This is a genomic window from Streptomyces sp. NPDC058289, assembly GCF_042880975.1.
GTDB lineage: Bacteria > Actinomycetota > Actinomycetes > Streptomycetales > Streptomycetaceae > Streptomyces > Streptomyces stoeckheimensis.
On the sequence record NZ_JBHVYI010000052.1, the window covers coordinates 1 to 12,339 of the forward strand.

The 12,339-nt window shown below is 70.7% G+C and carries 12 protein-coding genes; 9 read left to right on the top strand and 3 right to left on the bottom strand.

Annotated elements, in window-relative coordinates; translation table 11 throughout:
* Nucleotides 1–379 precede the first annotated feature (379 nt).
* The 9 genes from ACFVX6_RS24960 to ACFVX6_RS25000 all read left to right on the top strand — a co-directional run bounded on the left by ACFVX6_RS24960 (nucleotide 380) and on the right by ACFVX6_RS25000 (nucleotide 10,790).
* Nucleotides 380–1,408 carry a D-alanyl-D-alanine carboxypeptidase family protein gene (locus ACFVX6_RS24960; protein ID WP_389694917.1) on the top strand — a complete coding sequence of 343 codons (1,029 nt, stop codon included), beginning with the start codon at nucleotides 380–382 and terminating at the stop codon, nucleotides 1,406–1,408.
* Nucleotides 1,409–1,446: 38 nt separating this feature from the next.
* The gene (locus tag ACFVX6_RS24965) at nucleotides 1,447–1,794 is read left to right on the top strand and encodes a hypothetical protein (protein WP_389694919.1); all 348 of its coding nucleotides are present in this window, start codon (nucleotides 1,447–1,449) and stop codon (nucleotides 1,792–1,794) included.
* Nucleotides 1,795–1,816: 22 nt separating this feature from the next.
* On the top strand, nucleotides 1,817–2,221 hold the full coding sequence (locus tag ACFVX6_RS24970) for an ATP-binding protein (RefSeq protein WP_389694921.1): 405 nt from the start codon (nucleotides 1,817–1,819) through the stop codon (nucleotides 2,219–2,221).
* 297 nt (nucleotides 2,222–2,518) lie between these two features.
* Nucleotides 2,519–3,091 (top strand): DUF2231 domain-containing protein, encoded by a 573-nt coding sequence (locus tag ACFVX6_RS24975; RefSeq protein ID WP_389694923.1) that lies wholly within the window; start codon nucleotides 2,519–2,521, stop codon nucleotides 3,089–3,091.
* Between the two features lie 201 nt (nucleotides 3,092–3,292).
* On the top strand, nucleotides 3,293–4,546 hold the full coding sequence (locus tag ACFVX6_RS24980) for a tyrosine-type recombinase/integrase (RefSeq protein ID WP_389694925.1): 1,254 nt from the start codon (nucleotides 3,293–3,295) through the stop codon (nucleotides 4,544–4,546).
* Between the two features lie 1,339 nt (nucleotides 4,547–5,885).
* Entirely contained in the window at nucleotides 5,886–6,959 is a 1,074-nt protein-coding gene (locus tag ACFVX6_RS24985) for a tyrosine-type recombinase/integrase (protein ID WP_389694927.1), read from the top strand.
* A gap of 569 nt (nucleotides 6,960–7,528) precedes the next feature.
* On the top strand, nucleotides 7,529–8,845 hold the full coding sequence (locus ACFVX6_RS24990; RefSeq protein ID WP_389694929.1) for a PQQ-binding-like beta-propeller repeat protein: 1,317 nt from the start codon (nucleotides 7,529–7,531) through the stop codon (nucleotides 8,843–8,845).
* A 346-nt stretch (nucleotides 8,846–9,191) separates the two neighbouring features.
* Nucleotides 9,192–10,151, top strand: a complete 960-nt coding sequence (locus ACFVX6_RS24995) for a Ku protein (protein WP_389694932.1) — start codon at nucleotides 9,192–9,194, stop codon at nucleotides 10,149–10,151.
* A gap of 150 nt (nucleotides 10,152–10,301) precedes the next feature.
* A complete protein-coding gene (locus ACFVX6_RS25000; RefSeq protein WP_389694934.1) occupies nucleotides 10,302–10,790 on the top strand; it encodes a DUF6328 family protein in 489 nt (162 codons plus the stop codon).
* Between the two features lie 36 nt (nucleotides 10,791–10,826).
* Here ACFVX6_RS25000 and ACFVX6_RS25005 read toward each other — a convergent pair whose 3' ends face one another.
* The 3 genes from ACFVX6_RS25005 to ACFVX6_RS25015 all read right to left on the bottom strand — a co-directional run bounded on the left by ACFVX6_RS25005 (nucleotide 10,827) and on the right by ACFVX6_RS25015 (nucleotide 12,335).
* On the bottom strand, nucleotides 10,827–11,237 hold the full coding sequence (locus tag ACFVX6_RS25005; protein WP_389694936.1) for a DUF5133 domain-containing protein: 411 nt from the start codon (nucleotides 11,235–11,237) through the stop codon (nucleotides 10,827–10,829).
* Between the two features lie 331 nt (nucleotides 11,238–11,568).
* A complete protein-coding gene (locus ACFVX6_RS25010; RefSeq protein ID WP_389694938.1) occupies nucleotides 11,569–12,123 on the bottom strand; it encodes a type 1 glutamine amidotransferase domain-containing protein in 555 nt (184 codons plus the stop codon).
* A gap of 14 nt (nucleotides 12,124–12,137) precedes the next feature.
* Complete coding sequence (locus ACFVX6_RS25015) at nucleotides 12,138–12,335, bottom strand: hypothetical protein (protein ID WP_389694940.1); 198 nt, start codon at nucleotides 12,333–12,335, stop codon at nucleotides 12,138–12,140.
* Nucleotides 12,336–12,339 lie beyond the last annotated feature (4 nt).

Consider the following 12,339-nt stretch of genomic DNA (forward strand, 5'->3'; position numbering starts at 1 on the left):
CTCAAGGACTAGCTCGGCAGGGCGACTTCTCTACACCGACGCCCAAACGTCAGCGGCCACGGCCTCCCTCCCCGGAAACGGGCGACGGAGGCCGTGGCCGTGGTCGTACCGACGCGTACGGCGATCCCTCCGCGGACCCCACGACGTTCCACGTCCAGGCCTTCCCGGGCGCCCTCGGGGAACGCGGCTGCGCTGCGGCTCCGGCTGCTGCGGAACTGGTACACGGTGGAGCGCCTGCCGATGGACGGCAGCCGGGGTTCCGATGCGTGGGGCGGCCATGCTCCGGTGTGTGCCCCCCGCTGCCGGGCGACCCGGGCCCGGACCGTTCCGGGCGCGGCAGGGCACTTGCCCCCACCGCGAACCCGATCCCGGGAGTGTCATGTCTGTCCACGCGTTCCTCCGACGGTCCGCCGAGCTGCCCGGGCGCGGCCGCCTCGCGGCCTGCCGGGCCGGTGACGCGGCCCTCGCCGCCGCCCGTCGCGCCGTGTCTACGGCAGCGCTGCCCTGGCCCCACGAGGGTCAGGCGAGCGTGCTGGTGGAGGGGGTCGGCAGCCTCGGTACGGTCGGCGAGCAGATCCCGGTGCCGATCGCGAGCCTCACCAAGGTGATGACCGCCTACGTGGTCCTGCGCGAGCACCCGCTCGGCCCGGGGGACTCCGGTCCCGTGGTCCGCGCCGACCGGGCTGCCGCCCGCGAGTCGGGCTCCGCCGTCGAATCGGTCGTGCCCGTGGAGGAAGGGCAGGAGTTCTCCCTGCGGCAGCTGCTCGCCTACCTGCTGATCCCCTCGGGCAACAACATCGCCAGGCTCCTCGCCCGCTGGACCGCCGGGTCCGAGGCGGCCTTCGTACGCCGGATGAACGAGGCGGCCGCGGAGCTGGGCATGGCCCGTACGACCTTCACCGGCTCCTGCGGCATGGACACCGGGAACACCAGCACGGCCGAAGACCTGCTCCTCCTGGCCCGTACGGTCATGCGGGACGAGGTGTTCCGAACCATCGTCGCCACCCCCTCCGTCCGTCTCCCGGGCGACCTGGGTGAGGCACGCACCACCAACCGGCTCCTCGGCCGGTACGGCGTCGTCGGACTCAAGACGGGCACCAGCACCCCGGCCGGGGGCAACGTCCTGTGGGCCGCCTACGCGGACGTCGGCGGCACCCGCAGGCTGGTGCTCGGCGCCGTCCTCGCCCAGCGGAGCGGCTGCTCGCCGGTGCGTGCGCGGGCCGCGGTCTGGGCCCACAGCAGGCGGCTCGTCGAAGCCGTCCAGCACGCGCCGCTCGACGCACTCGCAAGGCCCCGGCCGTGTGCGACGGCCGCGGCTCCGTCCCCGGTGCCGCCGACCCGTGTCGCGCGGCGGAATGCCGGGACGGGAGGTCCGGTCGCGCTGTCTGGTCGCGGCCGAGCGGGGTAGGCGGTCAGCAGGGGGCAGGCGCGACGGAGGAGGCAGCCATGAGCGAGCACGGACAAAAGGCCGCGGCAGGGAGCGGCTCCGCAGGGAGCGACCCGGCCCGGACTGACCCCGCACGGGGTGACACCGGTGGGCACGCCGCCAAGCGCCAGCGGCCGGGCATCGGACGCGAGGAGCAGGTACGTCCCGACCACCCCCGGGACAGCCGGCCCCAGGGCGGTCATCGCCCCGGGCTGCTGCCCGACGAGGGCGCCATGGTCGACGAGCACGGGCGCCCGCCCGGAGTTCCGTCGCGGACGGGTACCGGCTCCGGCTCGCCACCGTCCGACCCGGAACGCGTCGAGCGGGCCGCGGCGGGGGACGACGGGCCGGGCGCGCCCGGCCGGTGACACGACGGCCGTGGGAGCGGGGATGACTCTTCATCTGAGACAGCACAGCGATCTTGACGGCACGGCCGCGGCCGCTACCGCCCGCGACCTGACCCGGCACTTTTTCGACGACGCCTCGCGCGGCGGCCGCTCCGTAGCCCCCGAGGTCAGGGACACGACGCTGTTGCTCGTCAGCGAACTCGTCACCAACGCCATCCGCCACACGGCCGACGGCTGCGTACTGGACCTCGCACTCGAGCCCGACGAGATCGCCATCGACGTCACCGACTACAGCCCGGCGGAGCCGCGACTGAGGGCGCCCGATCTGGAGGGCGGCGGTGGATGGGGCTGGGCGCTGGTCCATCGGCTCGGCAGCGGCGTACGGATCCGGCACCGGCCGGGAGGCAAGACCATCCACACGGGAGTCCGGCTGTTCCCGCCGCAATGACCTCCACCGGCGCCGGTCGGCTCGTGTGTGCGCACCACCTCTCCGGGTAGGCGCCGGACGTGAGCGAGGGGTGCACGTACGACCGTACGACCACGGGCCGAAGGAGAGAACCGTGAAGGGGACACATCGGGGCCGGAGGCAGACGGCCCGTTCCGAGGAGACGGCGCGGAACTGCTGGGAGGACTTCGAAGCGGTGCGCGGCCAGATGGACCGCCTGTTCCGGCAGCCGCCCCACCGCATGCGGCAGACGGAGAGAACGGATACCGAGCACGGGGACGACGGAGGGCGGCGACGCGCATGAACGCGCAGATCAACACCGTGCCACAGACTCCCGGGCATGCCCTCGACCCGGTGTCCGGGGCGTGGCTCAAGGCCCTCGACGCCATCGAGCGGACCTCCGGCGGGGATCGGGCCGTCCGTGCGCTCCAGCAGCGGATCCGCGCCCTCCCACTGGGCGGCGTACGCGACGTCCTGCGCGGCAGGCAGCTCGGGCATCCCCTGCATCCCGTGCTGGTCCACGTCCCGGTCGGCTGCTGGTTGTCCGCCGCGGTGCTGGACGCGGTGCCCGGCGGACAACCCACGGCGGGGACACTCACGGCCGTGGGCCTGGCGGGTGCGGCGCCGGCGGCCGTCGCGGGCTGGGTGGACTGGGCGGAGCTGCCGCTGCCGCGCGCCCGGGTCGGACTGGCCCACGCCGTGTCGAACGTGGCCGTGATCGCCTGCTACACGCTGTCCCTCGCGTCGAGGGTGCGCGGGCACACCCTCAAGGGCCGGGGCTGGTCCCTGGCCGGTCTGGCAGCCCTCGCGGTGAGCGGTGCGCTGGGCGGGCACGTGGCCCATGGACGGACCGGCGAACCGATCGGGACGTGACGCCCTCGAGCAGCCCGCAGACCACGCTGGAGGACGCCCGCACGTGCATCCGCGACTGCGCGGGCGCACGAGAGGAGAACGGTGGTGGTGGACATGGCGAGACCAGTGTGGGCGGGCGTGCTGAGCTTCGGCCTGTCCCGTTGACTGAACTAAAGAGTGCGTATTCGCAGGTCAGGGAGGGTTTCTGCTAGCTTCCCGGCCATGCTTGAGACAGGTGGTTCTGACCGGGATCTGGTCGGCTTCACGCTGCCGGAATCGGGTGGGTTGGTGGAGTCGGCGGATCCGGCGCGGCCGTACGTGTTGCTGGACGCAGACGGAGCCGTGGTGGAGCCAGTGGAGCGGTTCTTCGCTGAGCTTCAAGCCTGCGGCCGACCACCGGCGACGGTCCGGTCGTATGGGATGGATCTGCTGCGCTGGTGGCGGTTCCTGGCCGGTTGGGGGCTGGCATGGAACCGGGTCAGGCGAGTGGATGCCCGGGACTTCGCCCGGTGGATGCAGATCGCGCCGAAGCCGGTTCGCGTCCACTGGCGCCGCAAGTCACAGGGGGCGTCCACCCCGCCTCTGGCGCGGCCGCTGCCGGGGGTGCCGAACGCAGTGACCGGCCGGGCCTCACCGGGGGTGATGTACTCGGCCAGGACTCGGGTGCACAGCGAAGCGGTGCTGAGGTCGTTCTACGCCTTCCACCTGGAGGAGGGAACGGGCCCGATCATCAACCCGTTTCCCGCCGGCCGGGATCGTCGACGCCCTCCAGGAACGGGGCGCTCTCTCCGCGTGACGAGCGGCGGCCGCTACCGGCCGTCCGTACCCACCCGGTTGCCGCGGCGGATCCCAGACCACCGGTTCAATGAGCTGTTCGCCGCTCTGAAATACAACCGGGACCGGGCTCTACTGGCGTTCTGGGTCTCCAACGGTGCCCGCACAGAGGAGCTGTTGACGAGCCGACAGCAGGATCCGCTTCCCGGCGATCAGCTGTTGGGGGTCATCCGGAAGGGTACGCGCGCCTACCAGCAGCTTCCGTCATCCCCTGACGCCTTCGTGTGGTTAAGGCTCTACCAGGAGGAGTCATGGCGGGCGGGAACGCCCCGGGATCCGGCGGCGCCGTTGTGGTGGACGTTGCGCCGACCGTTTCGGCCGCTGAACTATCACGCCGCCCGGGCGATGCTGAACCGGGCCAACACCCTGCTGGAGGCGAACTGGACACTTCACGACCTACGGCACACGGCCGCGTACCGGATGGCCCGGGATCCGAAGCTGGCGTTGACGGACGTGCAGTGGGTTCTTGGCCACGCCCACCTGACCACCACGCAGATCTACGTGCCGGCCGGGCGCGACGAGATCATCGAGGCCGTACGGGCACATCATCTGCGCCAAGAGCGGCTGGCACGCATCCCGGCAGTGCCCGCAGCCGGGTATCGGCCCCAGGCTCTCAACGACCTGTTCGGAGGATCCCTGTGACGTCCCGCGTCCGGCACCTCACGGGTACGCCCAGCGCCGGCCCAGGCGAACGGCGGCCAGTGCCCCAGGCCGCGGGCGGCCCCCTGGAACAGGCCCGCGCCCGCTTCCCTGCCCGTGCAGCCGGGACGAGCTGGCCAATGACGTGCAGGTCCGCGGACGAGGTACTCACCGCGCTCCAGCTGCCGCCGTACACCGGGGCCAGCATCAACACACGCTGGTACCGGCTCACGGGAGCACGCGCGATCCTCACCTGGCTGGCCACCTTCTCAGGAAGCAGCTGGCAGGAACGGTGGGAAGCCTCCCCCGCGTCGGCATCCGCGCGCGCATGGGCCGATGACGGGCACGCGTGGGTCACTTCGGTCACCGAGGTGAAGCGGCGGTCCACCGTTTTGTCGGGCCTGCTGTTGCTGGCCGGAGCTGATGTGCTGCGGCTCCCGGTGTCCTGGCTGTCCGGCCACAGCAGCAACCATCTGCGGGACTTCGTCGAGGAGGTCCGTGATCCTGCCGGATACGCACGGCTGAAGGCACACGTCGGACCGAAGCGGTGGGAAGAGCTCGGGGCCGGCAAGTCCCGCCGTGCACTGGCCCGGATTCTCCTCGCCAAGGGCGGCAGCCTGGCGGACATCACCGTCGGCGACGCGATCGAGCACCACACGCTCGTACGGGGCGAGGGCGGGAGCAGCCTGTTCTACTCGTGGCTGCGGGAGCTCGGCGATCTACCGTCCGACGCACCGGCGACGCTGCGGCTACTCAGCCGGGTCACCGGCCAACTCACTACCGAGCAGCTCGTCGACCGGCACGGTGTGGAGTGTGCACCTATTCGCGAGCTGCTGATCGACTACCTGGAAGAGCGCCGCCCCCGACTGGACTACGCCTCGTTGGACGGCCTTGCCCGCCACCTGACCAGGAACTTCTGGTCAGACCTGGAACGGCACCACCCCGGCATTGCCTCTCTCTACCTTCCCCCCGAAGTGGCCGCCGCGTGGAAGGAACGCCTGCGGACCCGAATCCAACGACGCCGGCGACCGGATGGCACGGTGGAGGAGACGGTGGTCGAGCGGGCGGACAAGGCCATGGTGCTGATGTCCGTCCGCGCGCTCTACCTCGATATCGCGCGCTGGGCAGCGGAAGAGCCGACCCGGTGGGGAGCATGGGCGGTCCGATGCCCGATCAAGGAAGCAGAGACCTTGAACGGCAAGCGCACCAAACGGATCAAGGCCCGGATGGACCAGCGCACACGCGAACGGCTGCCTTCGCGCGGGCCGCCCTCGACCACCATCGCCACCGCCTGGCGTGCCTCGAAGCGCTGCGAGCCGTACCGCAAGGCGCGGCTTTCACCGTGGCCGGCGGCTCCTTCATCCGCACCGAACACGGCGGCGACAGCGCCCGTGACACAGCCAGCAAGCTCATCCACTTCGACCGCGCCGAGCACCGCGCATTCTGGGCCTGGGCAGCGGTGGAGTTCCTGCGCCACACCGGCGCCCGCATCGAGGAGATGCTGGAGGCCAGCCACCACGCCCTGGTCCAGTACCGGCTGCCCACGACCGGCGAAATCGTTCCCCTCCTCCAGATCGCCCCCTCCAAGAACGACCAAGAGCGTGTGTTGCTGGTCAGCCCCGAACTCGCCGACGTCCTCTCCGCCGTCATCCGCCGGGTCCGCGACCCAAAGACGGGCACGATTCCCCTGCTGGCTGCCTACGACTACGAGGAGCGCACCTGGAGCCCGCCCGCTCCACTGCTGTTCCAATGGGACTGGGCCGGAGAGCGATCCCGCATGACCGGCGAGCTGATCCGAAGAGCCCTGGGAGAGGTCCTCAACTTCATCGGACTCACCGACACAACCGGTCAGCCCCTGGACTTCGCCCCCCACGACTTCCGGCGGATGTTCATCACCGACGCCATCCGCTCCGGCCTGCCGCCCCACATCGCCCAGGTCATCGCCGGCCATGCCGACATGAACACCACCATGGGCTACAACGCCGTCTACCCCACCGAGACCATCGAAGCCCACCGCGCCTTCATCAACCGGCGCCGCACCCTGCGCCCCGCCGAGGAGTACCGCACCCCCACCGACGCCGAGTGGGAGGACTTCCTCGGCCACTTCGAACGCCGCAAACTCTCCGTCGGCACCTGCGCCCGCGCCTACGGCACCGCCTGCATCCACGAACACGCCTGCGTCCGCTGCTCCCTCCTGCGCCCGGACCCAGCCCAGCGCGGCCGGCTCGTGGAGATCCGCGACAACCTCCTGGACCGGATCAGCGAAGCCGAGCACGAAGGCTGGCTCGGCGAGATCGAGGGCCTCCGCGTCAGCCTCGCCGGGGCCCAATCCAAGATCAGGCAGATCGACTCGGCGGCCCCGGGCCAGCCGGTCATGCTCGGGCTACCGATGCCTAGGACGGATCGGCATGGGTGAACCGCAGCACGTCCCAGCAGCCCAGCGCCTCCAAACGCCGTTCGGATTTTACTGATCCTTTCGTAAGTTCGGTGGGTGTGGTGGCCATGTAGATGTTCCATTTGGGTGTCTCGCGGAGCACGGGGATTCAATGCCGTCAGCTCGTCACGTTCACTCAGGCGGGCACGGCTGTACGGTCAGCGCTTTGCCCGGATGAAATCCGTTGGTCTACCCCGCCGCCCGACGGGATCATGAGCTGCCGCCGTGCCGCGCCAGGGACGGCGGTCGTTCATGTACCGCCCTGGGAGGAACCCTGTATGACCCTCGCACCGATAGTCCGACGTGTGCTCGGCGACGGCCCATTCGCCGAGATCGGAGAACCCGCACTGGCCGTCGCTGATGAGCGCTCGCGGACGGTCGCTGTGGGCGGGGACCTCGGACATGTCCAGTGGAGCGGCAGTGCGACCGCGGACTCCCGATGGACGGGGCACCGGATCGGTGTCTATGAGCAGGACGGGCTGAGGTGTCGGAACCTGGTCCGGTCTTGGTACCCCGTTCGGTCCCTCGCCTTCCACCCTGTTCTTCCCCTGTTGGCCGTTGGTACGGGGCGCTACGACGGCGGCTATTCGTTCGAAGGTGAGCTGCTGCTGGTCCATCTGGACTCCGGGGACGTGGTGTCCGCCCTGCCGCACCCGCGGGAAGTGCTCGGCGTGGAATGGAGCAGCGATACGGCACTTCGTCTGCTCTTGGCGCCGTATGACGACTGGGAAAACCCACAGGCACACGAGCAAGGGCATGCGGTCGTTGTGGCTCGCTCAGACTGGGGCGCCGTCGGGCAGGGGACGATCGGAGCCGAGGAACTGGCCGCCCCCGCGGAACCGGTCGTTCAGCCGGATCACAGCGCGGAAGCCCGCCAAATCCTCGCGGACCTCGCGTCCTCCGCCGGTCGGCAGTGGTCCGTACGCCGACGGGTATGGGCTGTCGAAGGTACCGAGGACGGCCGCGTGCTGGCCGCTTTGGACGGGATCCTGGCGGAGTCGTGGCTGCCGTCAGGAGACCTGCAATGGGCGGTCGAGGATGAGGAAGGCGGCCGACAGCTGGTTCCGGCCTCCGACGGCGCATCGGTCTGGACGAACGCCGAACGCCGCAGTCGGCGCAAGGGAAGGCGCTGGGAGACATCCGCACCCCGAGTCGCCCGGATCGCCGTCGACACAGGGCAGGTGCTGGAGACCCTGAGCCCAGGCGTGTTTACGGTTCTCGTCCCGGGCGGCCAGAGGACGATCCTGAGGCCGTTGGACGGCCGCCGCAAGCACCCCGAACGGCTGATGATGTTTGACCTCGACGGTCCGGTGAACGGTCCGGAGGTCGGCCACTTCGACGTGTTCAATCACCCGTTCGCAGTCCGTCGCGCAAGCCGCCCGTACGTCCTGGTCGGCACTGACCCGGACAAGCCACACAGGGACAAGTGGGTCACCGCCCTGGACCCCGATGGGACTTCGCGGCGGCTCTTCCCCCACTCCTGGGAACCGGCAGAACATCATTTCGGGGGTCCCGCAGCCGAAATCGGGCAGTCCCTGGTCTATGCCGGCGCCGTCCATCACGGCCAAGGACTCCAACCTGGTGGCGCCTACGTAGTGCGGCGATCCCTAAACGGCTCAGTGCGGTGGCAACACCGCACCGATCACCCCGCCACCGCCCTCGACACCGACGGGCACACCGTCTACGTGGCCTACAACTCCGGCGCTCTGACCGCGCTGGACGCTGACGACGGCTCGGTGCGATGGCATATCGATCTTGAGATTGACGGAGCACCGACCACCGCACTGTCCATCGCTGTGGCGCCCCAAGGACACTTGCTCATTGGGACCGTCGACGGCCGGATCCTGGAGTGTTCGCATCGGCCGTGACCCCGAGAGGGAAGCCTTGTTCTTCGCGATTCGTGTTTCTCACGAGGCGTGGCCTCTCTTCGTGGTGTGGGGATGGGCTTCATGCGCTTCGGGGGCCGGGTGAAGTGACGCGGCCATCAGAGGCGGATGAGAGTTCTTAGCGGAGTTGAGTGTTGTCGTGGTGGAGGGCGGCGATGGCTGTGGCCGCTGAGTCCAGACGTCTGCTGAGGAGGGTGTACTCGCGGGTCTTTTCCGTGAGTATCGACAAGGCGCGATCTTGTGCGTCGGCGACCACCACCGCGAGCAGAAGCGAGCAGTGGTCAGAGCACTCGGTCAGCCCCTTAGTTCAGAGAAGGTCAGCCTGCCCGTGGGCCTGTACACGGCGACCGACAGCCACACCATCCACTTTCATCAGCTGCAGCGGGGCACCTCCGACCGGGTCCGCAACAAGCGGGTCAACGAGCGGACCGGCGAGGAGGTGCCCTTCGAGGAGATCGTCAAGGGCTTCGACGACGGTGACGCATACGTGCTCGTCGAGCCGGAGGAGCTGGACGAGATCGCGCCGGGCCGCTCCAGATCGCTCGACATCGAGGGGTTCGTGGACCTGGCCGAGGTGGATCCGATCTTCTTCGACGCGACGTACTACCTGGCGCCGAAGGGCAAGGAGTACGGGAAGATCTACAGCCTCATCGAGCAGGCCCTCGCCAAGGCGGAGAAGGCGGGGATCGCCAGATTCGTGATGCGCAGCCACGAGTACCTGGTGGCCGTGAAGGCGGAGAACGGCCTGCTCACCTGCCACACGCTCCATTGGGCCGACGAGATCCGCGATCCCCGTGCGGAGATCGATTCCCTGCCGCGCAGGGCCAAGGCCTCGCAGAAGGAACTGCGCATGGCCGAGCAGTTGGTCGAGGCGCTCAGCATGGAGTGGAAGCCCGAGGAGTTCCACGACACGTTCCGGGAGAAGGTCGCCACCCTGATCAAGGCGAAGCGGGCGGGCGAGAGCGTGGAGAAGGCGGAGCCCGCGGCCGAGTCGACCAACGTGGTCGACCTCGCGGAGGTGCTGCGTGCCAGCGTCGAGCGGGCCGGCGGCTCCCGGGGGAAGCAGGGGAAGCGCGCGAAGCACGGGAAGCCCTCGACACATGTGGGGAACCGTGCAAGCGGTACGCCCGAGGCGGAGGACCCGGCCGGCATGACCAAGGCGGAGCTCTACGAGAGGGCCGCGGCGGCGGGGATCCCCGGGCGCTCGACCATGACGCGCGACGAACTCCGCGAGGCGCTCACCGCCTCCGACACCGGTTCCGGCCGCGGTTCGAGCAGGGCAGCCTGACGGGAGGCCTGCCCGACCGCCGGCTCACCGGCCGGGCCGAGTACGTGGCTGCCGTGCGCTTGCGCATCCCGCGGCGGGGGCACCGCGGAACATGATGCGGGAGCCCGGGGGTAGACGAGGGCGAAGACACCCCTTCAGAGAGGCGGCCCGATGGCGAACGGGACGGAGCAGGCGGGACGGGACGAGTCGGCGGAGGAACGCGCGGACCGGCAATGGCAGGAACTGGTCCAGGAGATCCGGGTCGCCCAGACGGGTGTCCAGATCCTGTTCGGTTTCCTGCTCACGGTGGCCTTCACCCCCGTGTTCGCGGGGCTCGCGCAGACCGAGAAGACGATCTACGTCGTGACCGTGGTCCTGGGATCCCTGTCGACCGGCGCCCTGATAGGCCCGGTGGCCTTCCACCGTCTCGTCTCCGGGCGCAGGATCAAGCCCGAGGCCGTCGCCTGGGCCGCGCGCCTGACCTTCACCGGCCTCCTGCTGCTCCTGGCCACGAGCACCTCGGCCCTGCTCCTCGTCCTCAGGGTCGCCACCGACAACGCCCTCGCGCCGTGGCTCGTCGGCGGAGTGTTCGCCTGGTACGTGCTGTGCTGGTTCGTGCTGCCCCTGTGGGCCCGTGTCCGCTACACCGCCAAGGGCTGACCGGGCGGCCCCCCCGGGGCGTGTCGTGGCCGCGCCTTAGAGCACGCCGGCGAGCTGCTCCTCCGCCGCGATGATGGCTTCGAGGGCGGTCGGCCTGCCCATCAGTACGCACAAGGTGTACGCGGTGTCGTCCATGGCCCGCAGGGCCGCGGGGTCCTGGGGTGCGGCCGCGAGCCGGGCCTGGCAGCCCCGCAGACGGGTCAGGACCTCCTCGGTCCGGGCGGGGTTCGGCGCGAGCCCGGCAGCGCGGGGACCGCCCGCCGGCCCGCGGGTCCGGGCGGCTTCGACGGAGCGGCGCAGGGCGCGTTCGAGGCGGGCGGGCAGGGCCGTGCCGCACGCGGTTGCGGTCATCGCGGCAGCCAGGTCCTCGACGGCGACGTCGGCCAGGTCCGCGGCCGTCGCGAGGATGCGCAGCGCGTCGCGGGCCGAGCAGGGTGTCGTGGCCATGAGCATCCCGACGGCCCAGTTGCCCGCCTGCGTCGGCTGCCCGTGCGTGCGTGCGGCGGCGGGGGCCTGTCGGGTCGGTGGAGTGGGTTCTCCGGGTGTCGGCACGGGGTTCCTCCGGTCCGGGTCGGTGGCGGCGGTGCGGTGGTCCGCGTACGGACGGTATGCCCGCCGTCTGAGCACGGGCCGCGCGGCGCGCTGGTTCAGGGTGCGAACACCCGCGATGACCCGTGCGGCCGACCGGCTCGGACCGTGCGGCGCCCCCGGCGTATGCCGCGAGTGCCCCCGGCGTGTGCCGCGGGCGCTCACAGGCGTGTACCGGGAAGCGCCCGCGTCAGGACCGCCCGTGCCCGTTCACGTTCCCGAATTCCTCGACGAGCGCCGCGCAGAAGGCGTCGAGGTCGTCCGGTTTGCGGCTGGTGACGAGCGTCGAGGGCGCCGCTTCGCACACGCGCAGGGGTTCGTCCACCCAGGTGCCCCCGGCGTTGCGGATGTCCGTGGCCAGGCTCGGCCACGAGGTCAGCGTGCGGCCCCGGACGACGTCCGCTTCCACCAGCAGCCACGGTGCGTGACAGATCGCAGCGACGGGCTTGCCCGTCTCGAAGAAGCTGCGCGTGAACCCGACGGCCCGCTCGTTCAGCCGCAGGGCGTCCGGGTTGGCGAGCCCGCCGGGCAGCACGAGGGCGTCGAAGGCGTCCGAGGTGTCGCCGGCGAGGACGTGGTCGACGGGGAAGGTGCCGGCCTTGTCGAGATGGTGGTAGGCGCGGACCCGGCCCGGTCCGGTCGACACCAGCTGCGGGTTCCAGCCGGCCCGTTCGACGGCCTTCCAGGGCTCCGTGAGCTCGATCTCCTCCACGCCCTCGGGCGCGGTCAGAAAGGCGATGCGCACCGGATTCGCCTCCTTCAGTCGGGGGGTTCCGGCACCACGGGCCGCTCGCCGGGCGAGGGCTGCGCGGGAACCGGGTCGGGGTCCTCGGGGCCGGGGCCGGGATCCGGACGCGCGGGCACCGGGTCGCGGGGCAGGGCGTCCGGCCCCTCCGGTGTGGGACCGGGGCCTTCCGGCGCCGGCTCGGGGTGCGGTTCAGTGGTCCGCCGCTCCATGCGC

Excerpts from the sequence above, each read along its gene's own strand:
- ACFVX6_RS24960 (WP_389694917.1), top strand. The coding sequence starts at position 380 with ATGTCTGTCCACGCGTTCCTCCGACGGTCCGCCGAGCTGCCCGGGCGC.
- ACFVX6_RS24965 (WP_389694919.1), top strand. The coding sequence starts at position 1,447 with ATGAGCGAGCACGGACAAAAGGCCGCGGCAGGGAGCGGCTCCGCAGGG.
- ACFVX6_RS24970 (WP_389694921.1), top strand. The coding sequence starts at position 1,817 with ATGACTCTTCATCTGAGACAGCACAGCGATCTTGACGGCACGGCCGCG.
- ACFVX6_RS24975 (WP_389694923.1), top strand. The coding sequence starts at position 2,519 with ATGAACGCGCAGATCAACACCGTGCCACAGACTCCCGGGCATGCCCTC.
- ACFVX6_RS24980 (WP_389694925.1), top strand. The coding sequence starts at position 3,293 with ATGCTTGAGACAGGTGGTTCTGACCGGGATCTGGTCGGCTTCACGCTG.
- ACFVX6_RS25000 (WP_389694934.1), top strand. The coding sequence starts at position 10,302 with ATGGCGAACGGGACGGAGCAGGCGGGACGGGACGAGTCGGCGGAGGAA.
- ACFVX6_RS25005 (WP_389694936.1), bottom strand. The coding sequence starts at position 11,237 with ATGGCCACGACACCCTGCTCGGCCCGCGACGCGCTGCGCATCCTCGCG.
- ACFVX6_RS25015 (WP_389694940.1), bottom strand. The coding sequence starts at position 12,335 with ATGGAGCGGCGGACCACTGAACCGCACCCCGAGCCGGCGCCGGAAGGC.